Consider the following 21,738-nt stretch of genomic DNA (forward strand, 5'->3'; position numbering starts at 1 on the left):
CAGCCCCGCGACCCGACCGAGGACACTCATGCCACCGCTTCGTTCCCGAACAACCACCATCGGCCGCAATGCCGCCGGCGCCCGCGCCCTGTGGCGGGCCACCGGTATGACCGATTCCGATTTCGGTAAGCCGATCGTCGCCATCGCCAACTCCTACACCCAGTTCGTGCCCGGGCACGTGCATCTCAAGAACGTCGGTGAGATCGTGGCCGGCGCGGTGCGGGAAGCGGGCGGGGTAGCACGGGAATTCCACACCATCGCGGTGGACGACGGAATCGCCATGGGTCACGGCGGCATGCTCTATTCGCTGCCCAGCCGGGAGATCATCGCCGATTCGGTGGAGTACATGGTGAACGCGCATACCGCCGACGCGCTGGTGTGCATCTCCAACTGCGACAAGATCACCCCGGGCATGCTGAACGCCGCCATGCGGTTGAACATCCCCACCGTCTTCGTCTCCGGCGGGCCGATGGAGGCCGGGAAGGCCGTGGTTGTGGGCGGGGTCGCGCAGGCCCCGACCGACCTCATCACCGCGATCTCGGCCAGCGCGAATCCGGCGGTCACCGATGACGGATTGAGCGAGGTCGAGCGCAGCGCGTGTCCGACCTGCGGTTCCTGCTCCGGCATGTTCACCGCCAATTCGATGAACTGCCTCACCGAGGCCCTGGGTCTGGCGCTGCCGGGCAACGGGTCGACGCTGGCCACCCATGCCGCGCGCCGTGCCCTGTTCGAGCGCGCCGGGACGATCGTCGTCGATATCGCGACCCGCTGGTACCGCGACGACGACGCCTCGGTGCTGCCGCGCAATGTCGCGAACGAGAAGGCCTTCCGCAATGCCATGGCCCTGGACGTGGCGATGGGCGGGTCCACCAACACCGTCCTGCACACGCTGGCCGCGGCGCAGGAGGGTGAGATCGATTTCGATCTGCACACCATCGAAACCATCAGCCGCCAGGTGCCGACCCTGTCGAAGGTGGCACCGAACTCGGACTACCACATGGAGGACGTGCACCGGGCCGGCGGTATCCCCGCCATCCTCGGTGAGCTGCACCGGGCCGGTCTGCTGGAAACCGGGGTGACGACCGTGCACAGCGCGTCGGTGGACGAATGGCTCGACACCTGGGACATCCGGTCCGGCAAGGCGTCCGAGGAAGCACTGGAACTCTTCCACGCGGCACCGGGCGGGGTGCGCACCACCGAACCCTTCTCGACCGAGAACCGCTGGTCGTCGTTGGACACCGATGCCGCGGGCGGTTGCATCCGCGATATCGAACACGCCTACACCGCCGAGGGCGGGCTGGTCGTGTTGCGCGGCAATCTCGCGGTCGACGGCGCGGTGCTCAAAACCGCGGGTATCGACGAGGATCTGTTCTCCTTCGAAGGCCCCGCCGTGGTGGTGGAGTCCCAGGAGGAAGCCGTCTCGGTGATCCTGGGCAAGAAGATCCAGCCCGGTGATGTGCTCGTGGTGCGGTACGAGGGTCCGGCCGGCGGACCGGGGATGCAGGAGATGCTGCATCCGACCGCGTTCCTCAAGGGCGCGGGCCTGGGCAAGCAGTGCGCCCTGATCACCGACGGCCGGTTCTCCGGCGGTACCTCGGGTCTGTCGATCGGCCATATCTCGCCGGAGGCGGCCAGCGGCGGTGTGATCGGCCTGGTGGAGAACGGTGACCGGGTCCGCATCGATGTCGCGACCCGCACCCTGGAGGTCGTCGTCGACGAGGCGGTGCTGGCCGAACGCCGGGCCAAGATGGAGGCCCGCGAGCGGCCGTGGCAGCCGCAGAACCGGGAACGGCAGGTCACCACCGCGCTGCGCGCCTATGCCGCGCTGGCGACCTCCGCCGACAAGGGCGCGGTCCGGCAGGTGCCCTGACCCGCCCGCCGCAACGAACAAGGCGCTCCCCAAAACCGGGGGGCGCCTTGTTCGTTTCGCGAGGTCAGTCGAAGGGACCGATACCGGTCAGCGGATTGCCGTTCTGGAGCCACCAGTAGGTGAGCACCGCGGCGGCGACGGCCAATACGAAGACCACGAACGATCCCGCCCCGGGCCGGACCGCCCAGCCCCGCCCGCGGTCGAGTGACCAGCGTCCGGGCCCGGTGAAGATGAGGGCGACCGCGGTGCCGGCGAGGATGCTCTCCATCTCGACCGCGCCCGGACCGGCCTTGTACTGGAACCCGGGATGCATACCCTGCTTCCAGAACCAGGCGTCCAGGATCACCGCCAGCACCGCGCCCGCGGCCAGCGGGGTGGCCAGGCCCAGGATCAGCAGCGCTCCGCCGCCCACCTCGCCGGCGGTCACCAGGGCGGCGGCCAGCGAGGGATGTTGCCAGCCGCTGCTCTCCATCATGGCTTTGGTGCCGTCCAGGCCCGGGCCGTGGAACCAGCCCGTCAGTTTCTGCAGGCCGTGGTAGAGGAACGTGGCTCCCACGACCAGTCGCAGGATGAAGAGGCCGAAGTCGAGGGTGCCGCGGCGGAAATCGCCGTTGCGGCGGCGCAGTCCCCTGTTGGGCTGATTACCGGCCGGCGGGATGCTGGCGTTGTAGGCGTCGTCGCGACCTCTTGGGTCGCCGGGGCCGCCGGGACCCGGCGTATCGGCCGGTGTGCCACCGGTGGTCGCCGATGCGTTCACCGGGATCTCCTTCGTCATGGCCACTGAGGGGAACTGGCCGGTCGGGGAATCGTAGGGACTCCCGACCCCGCCCGCGGTGGTCGATACCGCGCGCTGCTCTCCGGTAGACAGATTCCCGGGCCCCGCGGCCTCGGAGGACGCGGACCCGTTTCTCGCCTTGGCACTCACTCCTCAACAGTAAGCCGACGAACCGCCCGGCACCGGCTGAATCGGCGGCGTGTCCGTGCCATGCGCCGGCCCCGTGTCACAGCCCGGACGAACCGCTCCGAATGGACGCTTCTCGCCGCGGCGGGGCCTTCGGGGCACGGGCGGCGTCGTTTCCACTACGTTGGGAGATTATGAGGTCGGTTGGCGCGCGGCGCGTGACGGTGGGGCTGGTACTCGGAGCGTTGCTGCTCAGTGGATGCGCCCGATTCGACGATTCCGCATCCAGTCCGTTCACCCCGGAACCGACGCTGGAGGGCGCGGAACTCGAGCCGAAGAAACCCGAGCATTCCGAGAGCTCCACCACCCGGCCCAGCGGTCCGTGTATCGACCCGGATCCGGCCGTGGTGGTGAGTTGCCTCGACACCACCGGCGGGCTGGTCGAGATGGGCGGGTACGCGCTGGTGGCCGAACGCCGTACCGGGCGGATCCTGCAGGTGGCGCCGGAGCAGCAGCCGATCGAAGTGGCCCGGGTCGATGTCGACCCCGCGGGCGACGGCGGGTTGAGCGATATCGCGATCTCCCCCACCTATGCCGAGGACGGGCTGATCTACGCCTATGTCACCACGCCCAGCGACAACCGGGTGGTGCGCTTCGCCGAAGGCGGGCCCGCGAAACCGGTGTTGACCGGAATCCCGAAGGGCGCCACCGGGAATCGCGGTGCGATCGAATGGTCGAAACCCGATCAGATGCTGGTGCTCACCGGCGATACCGGCGATCCCGCCGCGGCCGCCGATCCCGGGAGCCGGGCCGGGAAACTGCTGCGGGTGAACAATCCGAGTTCCAATGGGGACGCGCCCACCGAGGTCGCGGTCGCCGGCATCGGCTCGGCCGGCGATATCTGCCTCGGCGGTGACCAGATCTGGATCACCGACCGCACCCCCACCATGGACCGGCTCCAGCGGATCGGCCCCGACGGTGTGGTCACCACCGCCTGGACCTGGCCCGACCGGCCGGGAGTGGCCGGGTGCGCGGTGACGCCCGAAGGCGTGGCGATCTCGCTGACCGACGCGAAAGCGCTCGCGATGGCCGCGCCGGACCCCCAGACCTTCGCGGTCACCGCGCCCCCGAGCGTTTTCGTCTCCAACAAGTACGGCCGCCTGCTCGGCGCGTCCCCGGCGATGGACGGGACCATCTGGGTATCGACGGCGAACAAATCCGATGGTGGCGAGCCGACGCCGAACGACGACCGGGTGGTGCGCATTCCACCACCGGCCGCCGGTGGGGGCGGACCGGACTAGAGAATGCGCTTCAGGAATTCCGCGCGGCGACCGGCTGCCGGAGGATCGTGCGGAGTTTCCCGGGCGCCACCTTGCGGGCGTCACCGAGATAGATCTCGTGGTGCCGGCCGACCATTCGGAACCCGTTGTTCGGCACGAATTCGTGATGCATCCGGGCCAGCACCTCGGTCTCGTCGTCGTAGGAGCCGATGTGCAGCGTCTGCACACAGCGCCCCTCGGACAGGCCGTCCAGGCGCACATCGAGTAGACGCGCCGGTCGATTCTTGGCCGCGACCCGTTCGACGGCGGCCGCGAAGAGGCCGGGCTCTATCCAGTCGGGGACCATGATCATCAACGTCCAGTCCCAGCGGGACTTGTCACGCGCGGCGGTGAAAGAGTCCATATCGTCGGCCCACCACAGACCCTCCAGCGGCATGACGACATAGTCGCGTCCGAGCTCGCGTTTACTGGCGAACTTGAGTGCGTAGGCGAGGGGGTAGAGCGCCTCGGTCGCGTGCGCGAAGGCGGGGTCGGTATTGGGATCACCGTGCCCGTCGATCATGAGGTACTGCAGATCGGGCACGTCCACCACCTGAAATCGGCCCTGCCGGGCACGATAGGCCTCGATCTCCTTCTTGAAGTCGATCTTGTCAGCCGTCTTGTCCACCATCGGATACCTGGACTCGCCGCGCGAGCCACGACCTCTCTGCCTCCAGGAGGCTCAGCGAATAGGAGAAGACCTCGCGCGCGGGTAGCGCGAGGGGGGATTGCGCGGAGGCCGCCGCCTCGATCGCGGCGATACGCGCCTGCACCTGCCCGAGCCGTTCGACCAGTGCCCGCGCGTATTCCGGCTCGGCGAGCAGCGGCAGGTTCGAGACACCCACCAGAAAGGGATTCGGTACCGGATGCGGTTCCGCGATGAGCGCGAGCGCCGCACGGGTGGCCACCTCCCGCCCCGCCGCGGTGGCGTGGAAGACACGTCGGCCCTTCGCCGCGGCGGGAGCCTCGGGCGCGTGCACGAACCCGCGTTTCTCCAGTTTGGTGAGCAGGTAGTAGATCGAGGAGAACCCGATCTCGGTCCACTGCCGTATCCCGCGGCGCTCGATGACCTGTTCCAAGTCGTAGCCGTGCTGTGGGGACTCGATGAGCAGACCGAGGACGACGAGTTCCGACGAGGTGAGCTCCACGCAACTATTCTAGCACTAGAATAGCTGGGCGGAGCGTCCCCGGAGCGTCCCCGGAGCGTCCCCGGAGCGTCCCCGGAGCGTCCCCGGCAGCGGCGGAGGTGGAGGCGGAGGCGCCCGGCCGCAGACGTTCCCTACCCGCCCACAACACGCACCGGCCCGCCCCGCGCGAGGCGGGACGGGCCGGTTCCGGAATTTCGGGAAGCTACCCGCCGCAGGCGGCGAGGACCAGTTCGCGGACCCGGGCCGCGTCGGCCTGGCCTCGCGTGGCCTTCATGACATCACCGACGATCTTGCCCGCGGCCTGCACCTTGCCGGACCGGATCTTGTCGGCGATATCGGGATTGGCGGCCAGCGCCTTGTCGACCTCGGCCTGCAGCGCGCTGTCGTCGCTGACCATGCCCAGGCCCTTGCTCTCCACGATATGGGCCGGATCGCCCGCACCGTCGAGCACCAGGTCGACCACCTGTTTGGCGACCTTGTTGTTCACCGTCTTGGCCTCCACCAGGCCGATCACCTCGGCCACCTGCGCGGGCGTGATCGGCAGGTCCTCGAGCGCGACACCGCGCTCGTTGGCCTTCTCGGTGAGGTAGGCGACCCACCAGGAACGCGCCTCCTTGGCGGGCGCGCCGGCATCGACCGTGGCGATGATCAGGTCGAGCGCACCGGCGTTCACCAGATCGCGCATCACCTCGTCGGAGACACCCCACTCCGACTGGATGCGCCCGCGGCGCAGCCACGGATATTCGGGAATGGTGCCGCGCAGCCCGTCCACCCAGGCGGTATCGGGCGCGACCGGCTCCAGATCGGGTTCCGGGAAGTAGCGATAGTCCTCGGCGGTCTCCTTGCGGCGGCCCGGGGAGGTGGAGCCGTCGGCCTCGTGGAAGTGCCGGGTCTCCTGGATGACCTCGCCGCCGGTCGCCAGCACCGCGCCCTGGCGGCGCATCTCGAACCGGACCGCGACCTCGACGCTCTTGAGCGAGTTCACGTTCTTGGTCTCGGTGCGGGTGCCGAATACCTCGGCGCCGACCGGCATGAGTGAGACATTGGCGTCACAGCGCAGCGAACCGTGTTCCATCCGGACATCGGAGACATCCAGGGATTTCAGCAGATCACGCAGGGCGGTCACGTACGCGCGCGCGACCTCGGGCGCGCGATCGCCGGCGCCGGTGACGGGTTTGGTGACGATCTCGATGAGCGGTACCCCGGCCCGGTTGTAGTCCAGCAGGGAATGACTCGCCCCGTGGATACGCCCGGTCGCGCCGCCGACGTGCACCGATTTACCGGTGTCCTCCTCCATGTGCGCGCGCTCGATCTCCACCCGGAAAGTGGTGCCGTCGTCGAGGGGAACCTCGAGATAGCCGTCGGTGGCGATGGGTTCGTCGTATTGGCTGATCTGGTAGTTCTTCGGCTGGTCGGGGTAGAAGTAGTTCTTGCGCGCGAACCGGCCCCACGGGGTGATCGAACAGTTGAGCGCCAGGCCGATCCGCACCGCCGACTCCACGGCCGCCTGGTTGACCACCGGCAGCGAACCGGGCAGGCCCAGGCAGACCGGGCAGACCTGGGTGTTGGGGTCGGCACCGAAGGTGGTGGGGCAACCACAGAACATCTTGGTGGCGGTATTCAACTCGACATGGACCTCCATGCCGAGCACCGGCTCGTACCGGGTGACGACCTCGGCGTAATCCATGAGTTCGACGGTGGGTGCGCTCATGGCAGACAGTCTATGCAAGCAGGTGCGGCCCTTCGGTGGGCGGTCAGTCCCCCCGAACCCGGACGCCGAGCCAGCCGGTGACCGTATCGAGGGCTACCTGGTCGATGGTCGTCTCGATGGACTCGTACTCGATGGGCAGGCCGGATCCGGCGGGCTGCATCAGATGGTTGAGCCCGTCCAGCACCGTGACGGTGGCGTCCGGGCCGGCGCCCAGCAGATCACGCATCGGCTGCGCGTTCTGTGCCGGCGGAACCTGCACATCCTTGGACCCGAAGAACGCCAGCACCGGTATCCGCAGCGCGGACAGCGCGGGGGCCGGATCGTGGGAGACCAGCGCGGACATATACGGGGTGTTCTCCCCGGTGAGGGCTTCGGAGATGGTGCGCAGATCCTTCGGCAGCGTGCGGTTGTAGGTCTCCGACAGCCGCGCCGCCCTGGTGAGCAGGCCGGCCCGCAGCGCCGCGGTCCAGTCCCGCAGGAAGGTGAGATGGGCGTCCAGTTGCTCGGGAGTGGCGCCGGCCTCGGTGAAGGTCCGGCGGCCCTGGGCCAAGACAATGTCGGTGCCCGGGACGGCGGGTGCGGCCATCAGGATCGTGAACGCGATCCCGTTCTCGGGCCGCGCGGCGACGAGCGGTGCCAGATAACCGCCCTCGGAGTGCCCGAGCAGCCCGATACGACCGGAGTCGATCTCCGGGCGCTCGTGCAGGAAACGCAGGCCGGCCTCGACATCACCGGTCAGGTCGGTGTAGTTCGCCTGGTTCAGGTTGCCGCCGGTACCGCCGACCCCGCGATCATCGGTGCGCAGCACCGCGTACCCCGCGCGAGTGAGGGTATCGGCGAGCAGGAGGAAGGGTTGATGCCCGGCGATCCCCTCGTTGCGGTCCTGGGGTCCGCTGCCGCCGATGAGGACGACCGCCGGCAGCGGGCCGGGGGCCGCCGCGGGGCGGGTCAGGGTGCCCGCGACGGTGATACCGCCGCTCGGGTACGAAACATCCTCGGAGATATAGGGGTACGGCGGCGCGGGTCGCTGGGGACGGGCCGGGGGCCCGACCGGCCGGCGGTTCAGCCTCAGCCCGAAACTGTGCCCGGCCTGGTGGAAGTCACCCACGATGGCATCGGCCGATTCGTCGAGCCGGCCCGCGAACCGCGCGTCGCCCGGCGCATCCGGCACCCCGAATTCCACCCGCCCGGGTTCGGCCACGACCCCGGCCAGGGCACGGCCGGCGACCTTTTCGGCGGGGATATCGATCCGTCCGCTGTGCCGGCCGGTGAAGTCCACCGCGACCACGACCGGCGCGCCGGGAACCTCGATGGCCCCGTGCCATTGCCCGCGCACCCGGTCGTCGACGGCGCCACCCGGGCAACCGGCGAACACCGGGACGAGCATCGAGAGAACCGCAACCAGCAACACTCCCCTGCCATGGCGCATGGTCCGACTGTATCCCCGCGCCACGGCCGGACCCGGGCGAAGCACCGAGGTCACGCCGAGGATTTCGGCCGGACCGCCGAATCCGGCCCGCCGGCCGGCGCTCAGCCGAAGAAGGCCCGGGCTTCGTCGTAACGGTCGGCCGGAACACGTTTGAGCTGTTTGGTCGCCTCGTGCAACGGCACCAGCCCGATCTCGGTACCCCGCAGGGCCACCATCTGACCGAAATGCCCGGCGTGCACGGCCTCGGCCGCGTGCAGGCCGAACCGGGTCGCCAGCACCCGGTCGTACGGGGAGGGACTTCCGCCGCGCTGCACGTGCCCGAGCACCGTGGTGCGGACCTCTTTGCCGATACGGCGTTCGATCTCCACACCCAGCTGCTGGGCGACCCCGGTGAATCGCTCGTGCCCGAATTCGTCGACCCCGCCCTCCCGCAGGGCGAACCCGGAATCGGGGGCGGGATGCGAGCCCTCGGCGACCACGCAGATGAAATGTTTGTCCCCGCGCTGGAAGCGGCTCTTGATGAGCGCGCAGACCTCGGTCACGTCGAAGGGCTGTTCGGGAACCAGGGTCAGATGGGCGCCCGCCGCCATACCGGCGTGCACGGCGATCCAGCCCGCGTGCCGGCCCATGACCTCGACCAGCATCACCCGCTGATGGGATTCCGCGGTGGTGTGCAACCGGTCGATGGCCTCGGTGGCGATGGACAGGGCGGTGTCGTGACCGAAGGTGACATCGGTGCAGTCGATATCGTTGTCGATCGTCTTCGGGACGCCGACCACCGGAACGCCTTCCTCGGACAGCCAGCTGGCGGCGGTCAGCGTGCCCTCCCCGCCGATCGGGATGAGCGCTTCGATGCCGTTGTCGTCGAGGGTCCGGCGGATCTGCCCCAGGCCGGCGCGCAGGATATCGGGGTTGGTGCGCGCCGTACCGAGCATGGTGCCGCCCTTGGTGAGCAGGCGGTCGGTGCGATCGTCGTTCTGGATCCGGACCTTGCGGTCCTCCAGTAATCCGCGCCATCCGTCCTCGAAGCCCACGATCGCGTCACCGTAGCGGCCGTTCGCGGTACGAACGACCGCGCGGATCACCGCGTTCAGTCCCGGGCAGTCCCCACCTCCGGTCAGGATTCCGATGCGCATGGCGCCCATCTTGCCCGCTGCGCGCCACCTTTGCCGCGTCGGGCCCGTGAATGTCCGGTAACACCCGCGCACCGCGCGGGCCCGCCCCTCATCGGGCCGGGCAGGACCCGCCGGTGAACTCGCCCAGATGCTGCGAGATCAAGCCCGCCATCTCGTCGAGGAGATTCATCCCGTCGGAGAAGGTGCCCGAATCCGGTTGCGCGGCAAGCGCTATTGCCACCGAACCACCGCTGGCCGGGACCAGGCCGAACTGACGCACCAGATAGGCGCCGTCGGTGTCCGGCCCCCAGCCGCCCTTGAACTCGGCCGCGTCGAACACCGAGCCGAGGCCCCACTGCTGGTTCGCGCTGACCGAACCCATCAACTGCACGACCTTGTCCGACCCCGGGAGGCAGGGCAGTTTCGAGGCGAACCGCACCTGGTCGGCGAGCGACCATTCGGACTGGCCGAACGACGAGTACTCCGCGCGCTTCGGCTTCTCGGCCACGACGGTGGCAGTGTCCCCGCCCTCGCGCAGCACGGCCTGCACGGATTGGGCGGCCTCCCGCGGGGTGCCCAGCGCTGACCACAGGCTGTCCGCCGCGGAGTTGTCCGACGCGGTGATGGCGGCCGAGACGGCGTAGGACTGACCGCCGGGGTTCTTCCGCTCCGCGGCCACCACCAGCGGGACCTTCATCGTCGACCAGGCGGGACCGGTGGTCCACTTCCCCAGTCCGACCAACTGCGCACCGCCCACCGGCATGATCGCCAGGCCCAGCTTTCCTTTCGCCGACTGCTCGAGCACCGTGAAATCGGCGGCCAGCGTGCCCGGAATGGTGATCGAGACCTTGCCGCCCGGCGCTTCGGCCGCCGCCTGGGTGATCGAGGTGGTCAGCGGGCGTTTCTCGGGCTCGGATCCGCAGGACGACGCGAAGGCCGCGACGAGCAGGCAGACGGTGACCGCGAGCAGGCGGCGAACCAGTGGGAGTTCCCGTTTCTTATCGGCCGACACTTCTCTCCGCATGGCTCTTGCGATCTCCCACAGTCCCGATGATTCGTACCCGGTCGGGAAACCGTACTCCATCGGCGGCCCCGGCCCGGATCGGATGAGCCCGCCGAACCGGCAATCGAGTGCCCGATTCCGTGTCGACCGGCAGGTCAGTAGAGGTAGACGACGGCGTTGTTCCCGCCCCGGCAGGTGACCACACCGTCCGCGGCGACGCATTCGAGCGTGTAGGCCTGACCGGTCACCGGACTGATGGCCTCGACGGAGACCGGATCGCCTTCGGCCGAGACGACGGTGGGATCGAGGTAGGCCTGCCGGACCGCCTCGGCGAACTCGCAGCTGGTCACCGCGGTACCGGTTGCCGCCGAGCCGTATTCGGAGCCGCCCGATGCCGATCCCGAACAGGGTTGCGCGCCCGTGGGCAGATCGGCCCGGCGGGTGGTGGTGGTCGCCGACGTGGTGGTGCTGGTACGCGCGGACGTGGTGGTGGAGGGTTCGGCGCTGCTACCGGCCGCGGAGGTCTGTTCGGGCGCCGAGGTGGTGGCGGCGCCGGTCGTATCGGCGGCGCCGGTGGATTCCGGGCCACCGGAGCCGCCGAGGAATTGGATACCGAGTACCGCGAGAATGACCACCACCGCGAACACCCCGATCCCGGTCGATATCGGAACGACTTTATTTCGTCCGCCGCCGGGGGCGGTATCGCGTACCTGCGCGTTCGCGGCGTAACTGTCGCGATAGCCGGCCTCGTAGGCCGCCGCGTAGGGGTCGGCCGGGGCCGGCCCGGCATCGTCGGCCCGGTAGCCGTAGTTGTCGCCCGGCGCCGGAGCGTCGTAGCGGCCGGTCGGTTCGGACGGCGGGTACTGCGGCTGGTAGGCGCGGCTCGCCTCGTCGGCAGAGTAAGCGAGCCCCGCGGGCGCCTCGTCCATCGGCTGATAGGCCCGGGTCGCCTCCTCGGCGGAATAGGCGAGCCCCGCAGGCTCCTGGCCCATCGGCTGATAGGCGCGCGTCGCGTCCTCGGCGGAATAGGCGAGCCCCGCAGGCTCCTGGCCCATCGGCTGATAGGCGCGCGTCGCGTCCTCGGCAGAGTAAGCGAGCCCCGCAGGCTCCTGGCCCATCGGCTGATAGGCGCGCGTCGCGTCCTCGGCGGAATAGGCGAGCCCCGCAGGCTCCTCGTCCACCGGCTGATAGGCGCGCGGCGCGTCCTCAGCAGAGTAAGCGAGCCCCGCAGGCTCCTGGCCCATCGCCTGGTAGGCGCGCGTCGCCTCCTCAGCGGAGTAAGGCGCGTGCGGCTCGTCCACCGGCTGGAAGACACGGGTGGTCTCCTCGGCCCCGGGGAGCGGATAACCGGGTTCACCGTAGATGCGGGTCGCCTGATCGTGCGGGTAGAAATCCGCCACCGGCATACCCCCGGTCGCGGGGGCCGGATTCTCGTACTGTGACGGATCGGCGGCCGGGTGCAACTGCTCGTTCTGGTAGAGGTGCGCATCCGGGAACGGCCGGATTCCGCCGGCCGGGGCCTCGGGGTCGGCGGCCGCGGGATCGTCGGCCGGGAGCGGCGTGAACTCGGTTTCGGTGGGCCGGAACGAGGTCGGGTCGCCGGGGATGATCGCGGGCAGTGTGGTGGCCGGGTCCGGCGCTCCCTCGTCCCGCGGCATCCGGACCACCAGGGTCGGAATGCCGCCGGTCGGTGGCCCGGAGGGACTCGGCACACCGGGAGTAGCGGGAGATTCGCCGGACCGTAGCTCCGGGTCGGTGGGATACGAGGAGCGCGCCGGGGAGGTCAGCGCGGTACGGGCAGCTACAGCAAGTTCACCTGCTGTAGCGAAACGCTCGTGCGGATCCTTGGCCATACCCCATGCGATCACATCATCGAGCGCGGCCGGTAATCCAGTTCGCTGCACACTTGCTCGCGGGGGCGGCGCGGTCAGATGCGAGCCGATCAACACGCCCACACTGGTCGTCGGGAACGGCGTCGCCCCGGTGAGGCATTCGTGCAGCACACAGGCGAGCGAATAGATATCGGCGCGCGGGGTCACCGGGCCGCTGTCGAACCGCTCCGGCGCCATGTAGGTATAGGAACCGATCGCCACACCCGCCTGGGTCACACCCGTATCGCTCTCGTGGCGGGCGATCCCGAAATCGGCCAGATAGGCGAAGTCGGCCGGGGTGACGAGAATATTCGCCGGTTTCACGTCGCGGTGCACCAGACCGCCCTCGTGCGCGGCGTCCAGCGCGGCGGCGATCTGCTCGATCACGCTCACCGCCCGCGGCGGGCTCAGCGGCCCCTCGGCCTGCAACAGCGCCCGCAGGTCGGCGCCCTGCACCAGGCGCATATCGATGAACAGGCGGCCGTCGATGACACCCCAGTCGTGGATCGGGATGATGTGCGGTTCGGCGAGGCGGGCCGCGGCCTGCGATTCCCGGCGAAACCGGATCTGGTACTCGGGGTCGCCGGCGAGCGCGTCGGAGAGCAGTTTGAGTGCGACGACCCGCTCCTTCACGGTGTCGTAGGCCTCGTAGACCTCGCCCATCCCGCCTTTACCCAGCAGTGAGCGCAGCTCGTAGGGACCGAACCACCGACCGACTTCGGAGCCAGGCGCCTGCACCCGTCCATCCTCTCCACACGCGGGCACCGTCTCAGCCGGCCGCGGATCGCACCCGGGCTGCCCGTCAGACCCTGGATTGTCCAGGGGAGACCACACCGTGGTCAAACGCGTAGACGATGGCCGCCGCGCGGTCACGCACGCCCAGCTTCCCGAAGATATGACCCACATGGGATTTCACGGTCACCTCGGAGATTCCGAGCGCGTGCGCGATTTCACTGTTGACCCGGCCGCGGCCGATCAGAGCCAGGACCTCGCGTTCCCGGGAGGTCAGCTCGACGGCCACGACGGACGCGGCCGGAGCGGCGGCGGTAGTGCGGTAGGTGGACAGCACCCGCCCCGTGACGGCGGGGTCGAGCCAGGCGCCGCCGGCGGCGACGGTGCGGACGGCACGGATCAGGTCCTCGGCGGGGGAATCCTTGAGCAGGAACCCGGCCGCGCCCGCACGCAGGGCACCGGACAGCAGCTGGTCGTCGTCGAAGGTGGTGAGAACGAGGACCGGGGGTTCGGGAGCGCGGGCGCGCAGCATACGGGTGGCCTCGATGCCGCCGACCCGTTTCATCCGCAGATCCATCAGCACGATATCGGGGCTGTGTGTGGCGACCGCCGCGAGCACCTCGTCACCGTCGGCGCATTCGCTGATCCGGAAGCCGTCGCGCCGCCGCAGAATGCGCCGCAATCCACCGCGGACGAGTTCCTGATCATCGGCGATCAGCACCTCGACCACCTGCGGCTCGCTATCGGCCACCCCCATCAAAACTCCGCCTTCGGAGCGGGTTCACGCGGTCCCCGGAGGCCGCAGCGAAGGCGGAGGTATCGCATCATAATTCCTCCTGCGAAGCAGATCCACGCGGTCCCCGGAGGCCGCAGCGAAGGCGGAGGTATCGCATCATAATTCCTCTTCTGGGTTCACGGTCGTCGCCGGCAATGGATCCGCACCCGGTCGACCGGTCGGCGTCGGTGCCGGGCCGCCGGACCGCCCGCGCCGGTCCGCGCGCGCACCCTGTCCGGCCGCAGCCTCTCATGCCGGACGCGGTTCGTCGCCGCGGCCGGGGCCCGCGTCGTGGTCGGCGATGATCTCCGAGATCGGGCAGCGGAGCCGGTCCCGGCTCGGGGCCGCGGCGTCCGCGGGGCGCTCGTCCAGCGGGAACTCCGCGCGCACGAGCCACCCGCCGGCCTCCGGACCGACCCTGATGCGACCGCCCAACCCGTCGGACCGATGCCGCATGCCGGCGACCCCGGTCCCCCTGCCGAGCTGCGGGGGCAGGCCGCGGGGGATCGTATTGTGCACGCGTACGACGGCCGAGCGACCGTCCACGGCCACCTTCAGCTCCACGGCCGCGCCCGGGGCGTGTTTGGCGATATTGGCCAGCGATTCCTGGCAGATGCGATAGAGCGCCAGCCCGACGGCCGCCGACACCCCGGACAAATCGCCGGTGAAACGCCTGTTCACCGTAAGGCCGGCGTTGACGAAGTCGTCGACGAGGGCGGGGATATCGCCGGCGCCCGGTTCGACCCCGGCCGCCGACGGCACCGAATCCAGCAGGCCGACCGTGCGCCGGATATCGGCCATGGCCTGGCGGCCCAGTCGTTCGGCGTCGACGAGGGCGTCGGCCGCCTCGTCCACATCGCGATCGGAGGTCAGTGCGTGCCGGGCGGCCGTCACGTGCAGCAGGGTCACGGTAAGTGAGTGGGCGATGACATCGTGTACTTCGCGCGCGATCCGGTTGCGTTCGGCGGCCGCGGCCTGCGCGGCGCGTGCGCTCTGGTTCTCCCGTTCCTGGTAGAGGAACAGGCGCTGATACTGCAACATCACTCCCACCAGCCAGCCGAGCAGGATACCGAGCGCGTACATCGGGAAGCCGGTGCGCAGCGAGTGATCGCCCCACAGTGCCTCCCCGACGAAGGCGAAGGCGAGCAGTTCGGCCGCGGCGACCACCGCCAGCAGGATACTCAGCCGCTTCGGGGCGATCGCCGCGATTTCGGCGATACCGACCATCAGCACGAAGGGCGCGAAATCGGAGTCCACCGGCTGGACGAAGAACAGTGCCGCCGCGATCATCGTGGCGGCGAACAGTGGTAGCGGCCGCGGCACGATCCCGAACAGCACGTAGATCGGGCCGGAGGCGAACAGCAGCACCAGCGCGATCACCGGCAGTGCGGTGGGGAAGTACTCGTGCCGCTGCAGACAGGCCACCACGCCGATGACGAAGAACGCCAGATCCGTGAACAGCACGACCTTGGGCGGATAGTCGAAGGGCAGTTCGCGTAGCGGGTACGGGGCCCCGGGGAGCAGTTTCGCCAGCAGAGCGCCCAACCGGCGGCGGCCTCGAACCCACCGTCCGGGCCGGACCGCCGGCGCTCGCTCCGGGGCCGGGTCCGTCGTCGTGACCGGCGGATCCGGGGCGTCCGGAGCGGATCCGCCCATCGCGCCACCCGCCACCGGCCGCGCACGGTCCCCCGCGGCGGCAACCGGTGTGAGGCGGCTCTCACTCATCTGTCCAGGGTAAGCACCCACAGCACCGCTCGGCATCCTGCTACGGCCGGTTCCCGGCTCCGACCACGGTAGGACAGCGATTCACATCCACGGCACGACGATTTACCGGCGCCGGATTCCTAGCGTGGAACACGAGGTCGCCGTACCACCGGGCCGGCGAAACCAGGCCCCCGACCGAAAGGGCTCGGATCATGTCTTGGGAAGATCAGCACCTACGTACCGAGATCCTGCACACCGTCCTCGACCGCGCCGCCCACGATCCGGCGCGACCGGACCTCTTCGACGACATCCCGCACCTCGACCGTCTGTTCGGCGGACCGCAGGGAGTTCTTGCGGCGCTGCGCTATCGGTGGAAGATCCATGTGGACGCCAAGCTGGAGCTCGACCCGGGCCGCTGCTGGACCGCCGAAGAGGCCCGGCTCGAGCTGGCGACCGAACAACCCGTGCTCTACGCGGTGCTCGACGCGCGCACGGCGTCACCCGTGCCGGTGGCCTGATCGGGTCGCGCGGATCCGACCGAACATCCGTGGAAGACGGGGTGGCGATAACGCAGCCGGCCATGCCGGAACCGACCGATGTGGTGAAGGAGTACCGGGCCGGCGAACAACCGGTCCGGGCACTCGACGGTATCGATCTGCGGCCGGCGGCCGGCGCATTCGGCGCGGCGTCGGCGCCTGACACCCACCCGCCGCACGGCGGCGCTCACAGTGGGGCGTCCGCCCACCAGCGGTCGATATCGCTGCGGGCTCCCGCACCCCAGTAGCGGACGAACAACAGCGAATTGCTCCGGGGCGAATCGGTTCTGGCGCCGAAACCCACCACCATATTCGCGGTGGACCGGCCCCGATCGCCGGGTTCCTCCCACCGATGCGCGGTATAGGGTTCCCCACTCTTGGCACCGGAGACCGAATCGTGGGGCGGCAGGCTCTCGACCACCTCCATGGTGTCCTCGGCATCCGGGTAGGTGATGACCGTGTAGTCGAGCCGGGTGGCCTCCAGCGAGCGCTGCCGGCAGTCCCAGATCGATTCCCACGGGCGGGTTTCCAGGATCTCGTCGAAGACCGGGACCACTTCGAGTATCGGGATCTGTTCACCGGGCTCGTACTGACTGCACAGCGCGTCCTGATACCCGAAACCGTCCAGCTCCGACCCTTGCGGCAGCAGTGTGGGGAACAACCGCCGGGTGCGGTCGCCCGGTTCTGTCCCCGGCGAGGTCCCGGATTCACCGCTGGTACCGGTCGGGCCCCGTTCGAGCGTGGCGGGTCGAGTAGCGTCCGGCGCACCGTCGGAACCGGAATCGTTGCTGCCCACCACCACCAGAACAGCCGCCACGATCACGGCCAGCACGATGAGCGGGATCAGGATGGCCACCGCGATCCACGGCGCCCGGCTGCGCCGGCGCGCGGCCGGAGCCGGGTGATAGCCGTGGTACTGCCCGGGCGCCGGAGGTCGCGGGACGGCCTGCACGGGCATCCCCCCGGTGTGCTCGACCCCCACACTCTGCGCCGCCCCGGCGGAGCCGGTGTGTTCCACGGCCGGTCCCGGGCGCGCCGCCGGCCCCGGCGGTGTCACGACCGGCTGGGCGCCGGTGTGTTCGACATCGCCCGCCCGCACCGGCGCACCGGCCGGGGCGATCGTCACGCCACCGGTGCGTTCCACGGCCGGTCCCGGCGCGCCGGGCGGCAGCGCGGCACCGGCGCGAGCGGCCGGGCCGCCCGCGTATCCACCCTCGGCGTAACCGCCGGTCGCCCCCGCGACCGCACCTGGTGATCCGGCGGGCGCTCCCGGTGGTCCCGCAGGCGCACCGGGCGGACCCGTCGGCGCCGGCTGGGCGCCGGGCACGGCCGAATATCCGCCCGCCGCACCGGGATACACCGTTGCCGGACCGCTCGCCTCGTTCTGCGTGGGTGCCGGGGCGGTGAGCGCCTGCTCGGCGGCCCGCGCGAACTCGACGCAGGTGCGGTACCGGTGACCGGGATGTTTGGCCATCGCCTTCGCCAGCACCGGGTCCAGCCCCGGCGGCAGCCCCGGGCGTTTCACCGCCAGCGGCGGCGGGGCGAGTTGCAGGTTGCCGTGGATGATATCGGCGGGGTTGGGTGAATCGAACGGCGCCATACCGGTGAGCAGCCAGTACAGCGCGCAGGCCAGCGAATACTGATCCGAACGGCCGTCCATGTCGCCGCCGGTCATCTGTTCCGGCGAGGCGAAGGCGAGGGTGGCGGTGAACATACCGGTCTGGGTCAACCGCACCGTTTCCGCGCGTAATCGGGCCAATCCGAAATCGGTGAGGAAAACACGTTCGCCCTGCCCGGGATTGGCGCGGGCGAGCAGGATATTGGACGGTTTCACATCGCGGTGCAGAACCCCCCTACCGTGCGCGTAATCGAGCGCGTCGGCCACGCCGGCGATGATCTGGACCGCTTTCTCCGGAGCCAGGGCCAGCGGATTGACCGTGCCGGCATCGGCGCCGTCGATGTACTGCATGCACATCCACAGGTGCTCGCCCTCCACGCCCCGGTCGTAGACCGTGACGATGCTCGGATGGTCGAGCGCGGCGGCGAGATCGGCTTCCCGTTCGAACCGGGTGCGGATCGCGGCGTCGGCGAACAGTTCCGGTTTGAGCAGCTTCAACGCGGTTTGTTTCCCGAGCCGGGGATGCCGGGCCAGATATACGGCGCCCATTCCGCCTTCGCCGAGCAACCGCTCGACGGTGAACCCGGCGAACACGTCACCGTTGTTGAGCAACACGACCCCCTTCAGGCGACCGACAGACTGGAGAGCCTACCGGGCACAGCGCGCCGTTTCCCCCGTGACAACGGGATTCAGGGCACTTCATGGAATACCTGACAGTCCGTTCAGCCGGGGGTGACCAACCCGGATTCGTAGGCCAGCACCACGGCCTGCGCGCGGTCGCGCAGATCCAATTTGGTGAAGACCTTGGACACATGTGTTTTGACCGTCTGCTCGGCGATGAACAGCGCCGTGGCGATTTCGGTATTCGACATACCGCGGGCGATGAGTTCGAGTATCTCCCGTTCGCGCGGGGTCAGTGAGGCCAGCGCCGGGGCCGGGGCGCGCCGGGCCGCGCGGCGGGTGGTCACTTCCGCGATGAGCCGGCGGGTGACGGTCGGCGCGAGCAGCGCCTCCCCGGCGGCGACCACCCGGACCGCCCGCACCAGTTCCTCGGCCGGGGCATCCTTGAGCAGGAATCCGCTGGCGCCGATCCCGAGGGCCTCGTACACATAGTCGTCGATATCGAAGGTGGTGAGCATGAGCACGCGCACCGGCGGATCGAATCCGGCCCCCAGAATCGAGCGGGCCGCGTCGAGCCCGTTCATCTCCGGCATACGCACATCCATCAGCACCACATCGGGTCGTAACCGCGCCGATTCGGCGACCGCCACTTTTCCGTTGGGCGCGTCGCCGACGACACTGATATCGGGTTGGGCGGCGAGCAATGCTCCGAATCCCTGCCGCACCATGGCCTGATCGTCGGCGATCAACACGGTTATTGCCACGGGCCCAGCTTAATTCCCGGATCAAACCGGCGTGCGCCGAGTGTCCGGCGGCGAAGACCGCCGCCGGACACAGTATTGCTCTCGCCCGCGGTGCCATCCCGCGGCGCGGGACGCCAGCGGAACCGCCGGGGTCAGCGCGCACCCGGCGCGGCGGCGGGCAGCGCGAACTCCGCGGCGGGGGCGAGCGGCAACCGGGCGTGGACCCGGAACCCGCCGTCGGCGGCGGGTCCCGCGTCGACCCGGCCACCGACCGCGAGCGCGCGCGCCTGCATACCCGGGATACCGTGCCCGCCCGTACCGCCGCCGGGGGCACCGCTGCCCGGGCCGTTGACCACGGTGAGGTCGACCTCGCCCGTACAGGAGATCGTCACCCGCACCGGTGCGCCGGGGGCGTGCCGACCGGTATTGGCCAGCGATTCCTGGACGATCCGGTACAGCGCGGAACCGACGATATCCGGGATCACGGCCAGGGTTCCGTCGACCGACCAGGTGAGGTCCACCCCGGCGCGGGCCGCACCGATGAACAGCGCTTCCAGATCGGCGGCGGTCGGTTGCGGCGTGTGCTCGGCGAGCTGTCCGTCGCTGCGCAGTACACCGAGCAGCCCGCGGATCTCGTTCAGTGCCTCCCGTGCGGTGGCGCCGATCGATTCGAATTCGGCGCGCGCCGCGTCGTTCACACCCTCCACCCGGTAGGGCGCGGTCTGCGCCTGCACGACCACCAGCGACATATGGTGGGCCACCACATCGTGCAGGTCGCGCGCGATGCGGGCCTTCTCCTCGAGAATCGTGCGGCGCGCCCGTTCCAGATCGCTGAGTTCGGTCTGCTTGCTCAGCTCCGACCGGGAGCGGATCAGCGACCGCACCAGCAGCGCCACGAAGACCAGCCCGCCCAGTGAGACCGGCCAGGCCCACGGGTCGGCGTCGATCCCCTCGGCGGACAGTGCCGCACCCAGCAGCAGCGAGGTCGCCCCCCACACCACCGCCAGCAGTTGCAGTGGCGAGCGCAGGGCCACCGCGAACACCAGGAAGTACAGCGCGACGATATGCACCACCTGGACCGGGATCTCCTCCCCCGGCAGATTCGGCACGGCCAGCGCGATGAACAGCGCCGAGCCCGCCGAGACCGCCCAGCCCAGCAGCGCGTTCCTGCCCATCAGCAGTACCGGCAGCGCGGCGAACGCGGCGATCAGCGGCGCGAGCGGCGCGGGCACGTCGTGGGTGAGATGCAGGGTGGGCCACGCCACCGAGAACAGTGTCACCGCCGTCAGGACCGAGGCGGCGTCGAGCCACCAGCGCAGACCCAGGCCGGCGATCAGGCCCCACAGGCCCCGCCGCCGGCGCACCGGCACCGCGATGCTCGTATCGTTCATGCCCCCGACACTAGGAACTCCGGCCCCGGCGCACCTCATACCGTGGGGTGAATTACGGCCGGTACACCGGGGCTAGCCCCGTACCGGCGTAGGTTCCGGGATCGGCGCGCAAACCCCACCCGGGCGGGACGGCCGCGACCGTCTTCCGTTCATAACGTCCTCGGCCATGGCTGTCCCGAACAATGCCGTGCGCCTCCCGGCCCGGCTGTCCCCGCAGACCGCGCGGCGCGCGGCGACCGCCGCGGCCGGCTTCGCCGCGGTGGTATCCCTGCTCTCGGCGCCCGCGGCCGATGCCGCCGGTCCCGCACCCCGGCCGGTCGTCGCGGCGGCGGTACGCGCGCTCACCACCCCGGGAACGGTCGCCGCGATACCCGCGGATTTCCGTGCGGTGTCCGGCTACGCCCCGGCGCGGGTCGACGGGATGCTGGTCGCGCCGCATGGATCGTGTTCCTCCCCGGTACCGCTGCCGGCGGAGTTCGATACCGCCTGCAAGGCCCACGACCTCGGCTACGACCTACTGCGGTACGCCGACCACACCGGTGCCCCGCTCGGCCCCTGGGCCCGGCAGGAGCTGGACCGGACCCTCGCCGAACGGATGCACACCGCGTGCGCGCGGCGGCCGCAGCCGCTGCCGCGCGCCCGCTGCGCCGTGATGGCCGAGGCCGCCGGAATCGCCGTGGACCTCAATTCGATGCGGCAGGACTACGGCGTACCGGTCGTGGAGGACTTCGCCCTGGCCGACGCGGTCCCCGCGTGGCTGTCGCGGATCTGCGGCCTGCTCCTGCTCGTCACGGCCGTCCTGTTCCTGGGCCGTCCGGTCGCCGCGCCGCTGCTCCCGGCGCCCGGGACCCGCCGTCCGATCCGCCCGTACCACGCCGTCACCGGGGGTTCCCATGTCTGACACGACCACAGCCGTACCCGTCCCGAACTCGTCGCGCTCCCGGCCCCGCACCGGCCTGCCCGGCCACGCCACGGCACCCTCCCCGCCACCGCTCCACACCGAGCTACCCGACGACGTTCCGACATCTGCCCGGCCCAGGCCCCACACCGGCCGACCCGCCGACGTCCCGACACCCGGCCGGGCGCGGACTCGCACCGGCACACCCGGGAGCGTCCCGTCGCTCGTTCGGTCACAAACCCGACCCGACGTTGCCGACGACAACCCGAACCCGCCTCGCACCGGCACGCCCGAGAGCGTCCCGGCACTCTCCCTGCCACGCCCTGGCACCGACCTACCCGACGACCTCGCGG

16 protein-coding genes and 1 pseudogene are annotated in these 21,738 nt (G+C 70.0%); 4 read left to right on the forward strand and 13 right to left on the reverse strand.

Features of this window, described 5'->3' with window-relative positions; translation table 11 throughout:
* The first annotated feature begins 28 nt into the window (after positions 1–28).
* Positions 29–1,870, forward strand: a complete 1,842-nt coding sequence (ilvD, locus tag AB0H42_RS07945) for a dihydroxy-acid dehydratase (protein WP_357051497.1) — start codon at positions 29–31, stop codon at positions 1,868–1,870.
* 64 nt (positions 1,871–1,934) lie between these two features.
* Here the strand turns inward: ilvD and AB0H42_RS07950 are convergent, their stop codons facing one another.
* Positions 1,935–2,627 carry a DoxX family protein gene (locus AB0H42_RS07950; RefSeq protein WP_357051500.1) on the reverse strand — a complete coding sequence of 231 codons (693 nt, stop codon included), beginning with the start codon at positions 2,625–2,627 and terminating at the stop codon, positions 1,935–1,937.
* A 338-nt stretch (positions 2,628–2,965) separates the two neighbouring features.
* On the opposite strand from AB0H42_RS07950, the gene AB0H42_RS07955 reads away from it, so the two are divergent.
* Positions 2,966–4,072 (forward strand): PQQ-dependent sugar dehydrogenase, encoded by a 1,107-nt coding sequence (locus AB0H42_RS07955; protein WP_357051503.1) that lies wholly within the window; start codon positions 2,966–2,968, stop codon positions 4,070–4,072.
* 10 nt (positions 4,073–4,082) lie between these two features.
* Here the strand turns inward: AB0H42_RS07955 and AB0H42_RS07960 are convergent, their stop codons facing one another.
* The 9 genes and pseudogenes from AB0H42_RS07960 to AB0H42_RS08000 form a co-directional block, all read right to left on the reverse strand.
* Entirely contained in the window at positions 4,083–4,718 is a 636-nt protein-coding gene (locus AB0H42_RS07960) for a GyrI-like domain-containing protein (RefSeq protein WP_357051506.1), read from the reverse strand.
* Positions 4,702–5,238, reverse strand: coding sequence for a helix-turn-helix transcriptional regulator (locus AB0H42_RS07965; protein WP_357051509.1), 537 nt, complete (start codon positions 5,236–5,238; stop codon positions 4,702–4,704). The genes AB0H42_RS07960 and AB0H42_RS07965 overlap by 17 nt, the downstream gene beginning before the upstream one ends.
* A gap of 202 nt (positions 5,239–5,440) precedes the next feature.
* A complete protein-coding gene (gatB, locus tag AB0H42_RS07970; RefSeq protein ID WP_357051512.1) occupies positions 5,441–6,949 on the reverse strand; it encodes an Asp-tRNA(Asn)/Glu-tRNA(Gln) amidotransferase subunit GatB in 1,509 nt (502 codons plus the stop codon).
* A 43-nt stretch (positions 6,950–6,992) separates the two neighbouring features.
* Positions 6,993–8,378, reverse strand: a complete 1,386-nt coding sequence (locus tag AB0H42_RS07975; RefSeq protein ID WP_357051515.1) for an alpha/beta fold hydrolase — start codon at positions 8,376–8,378, stop codon at positions 6,993–6,995.
* Between the two features lie 101 nt (positions 8,379–8,479).
* Complete coding sequence (locus AB0H42_RS07980) at positions 8,480–9,514, reverse strand: ATP-dependent 6-phosphofructokinase (protein WP_063126910.1); 1,035 nt, start codon at positions 9,512–9,514, stop codon at positions 8,480–8,482.
* 88 nt (positions 9,515–9,602) lie between these two features.
* Entirely contained in the window at positions 9,603–10,505 is a 903-nt protein-coding gene (locus tag AB0H42_RS07985; protein ID WP_357051519.1) for a hypothetical protein, read from the reverse strand.
* 1,757 nt (positions 10,506–12,262) lie between these two features.
* A pseudogene (locus tag AB0H42_RS07990) lies at positions 12,263–13,105 on the reverse strand (serine/threonine-protein kinase); the annotation flags it as partial.
* Between the two features lie 64 nt (positions 13,106–13,169).
* Positions 13,170–13,856 (reverse strand): response regulator transcription factor, encoded by a 687-nt coding sequence (locus tag AB0H42_RS07995; protein WP_357051523.1) that lies wholly within the window; start codon positions 13,854–13,856, stop codon positions 13,170–13,172.
* Positions 13,857–14,123: 267 nt separating this feature from the next.
* On the reverse strand, positions 14,124–15,599 hold the full coding sequence (locus tag AB0H42_RS08000) for a histidine kinase (protein ID WP_357051525.1): 1,476 nt from the start codon (positions 15,597–15,599) through the stop codon (positions 14,124–14,126).
* 191 nt (positions 15,600–15,790) lie between these two features.
* On the opposite strand from AB0H42_RS08000, the gene AB0H42_RS08005 reads away from it, so the two are divergent.
* The gene (locus tag AB0H42_RS08005; protein ID WP_357051528.1) at positions 15,791–16,096 is read left to right on the forward strand and encodes a hypothetical protein; all 306 of its coding nucleotides are present in this window, start codon (positions 15,791–15,793) and stop codon (positions 16,094–16,096) included.
* A 205-nt stretch (positions 16,097–16,301) separates the two neighbouring features.
* On the opposite strand, the gene AB0H42_RS08010 is transcribed toward AB0H42_RS08005, so the two are convergent.
* From AB0H42_RS08010 to AB0H42_RS08020, 3 genes are all read right to left on the reverse strand, one after another.
* The gene (locus tag AB0H42_RS08010; protein WP_357051531.1) at positions 16,302–18,347 is read right to left on the reverse strand and encodes a serine/threonine-protein kinase; all 2,046 of its coding nucleotides are present in this window, start codon (positions 18,345–18,347) and stop codon (positions 16,302–16,304) included.
* A gap of 107 nt (positions 18,348–18,454) precedes the next feature.
* The gene (locus AB0H42_RS08015; protein WP_063126784.1) at positions 18,455–19,117 is read right to left on the reverse strand and encodes a response regulator transcription factor; all 663 of its coding nucleotides are present in this window, start codon (positions 19,115–19,117) and stop codon (positions 18,455–18,457) included.
* A gap of 131 nt (positions 19,118–19,248) precedes the next feature.
* Positions 19,249–20,487, reverse strand: a complete 1,239-nt coding sequence (locus AB0H42_RS08020) for a histidine kinase (RefSeq protein WP_357051534.1) — start codon at positions 20,485–20,487, stop codon at positions 19,249–19,251.
* Positions 20,488–20,653: 166 nt separating this feature from the next.
* On the opposite strand from AB0H42_RS08020, the gene AB0H42_RS08025 reads away from it, so the two are divergent.
* Entirely contained in the window at positions 20,654–21,388 is a 735-nt protein-coding gene (locus AB0H42_RS08025) for a hypothetical protein (protein WP_357051537.1), read from the forward strand.
* The last annotated feature ends 350 nt before the right edge of the window (positions 21,389–21,738 follow it).

The sequence above is a fragment of the Nocardia sp. NPDC050799 genome, assembly GCF_040654015.1.
Classification (GTDB): domain Bacteria; phylum Actinomycetota; class Actinomycetes; order Mycobacteriales; family Mycobacteriaceae; genus Nocardia.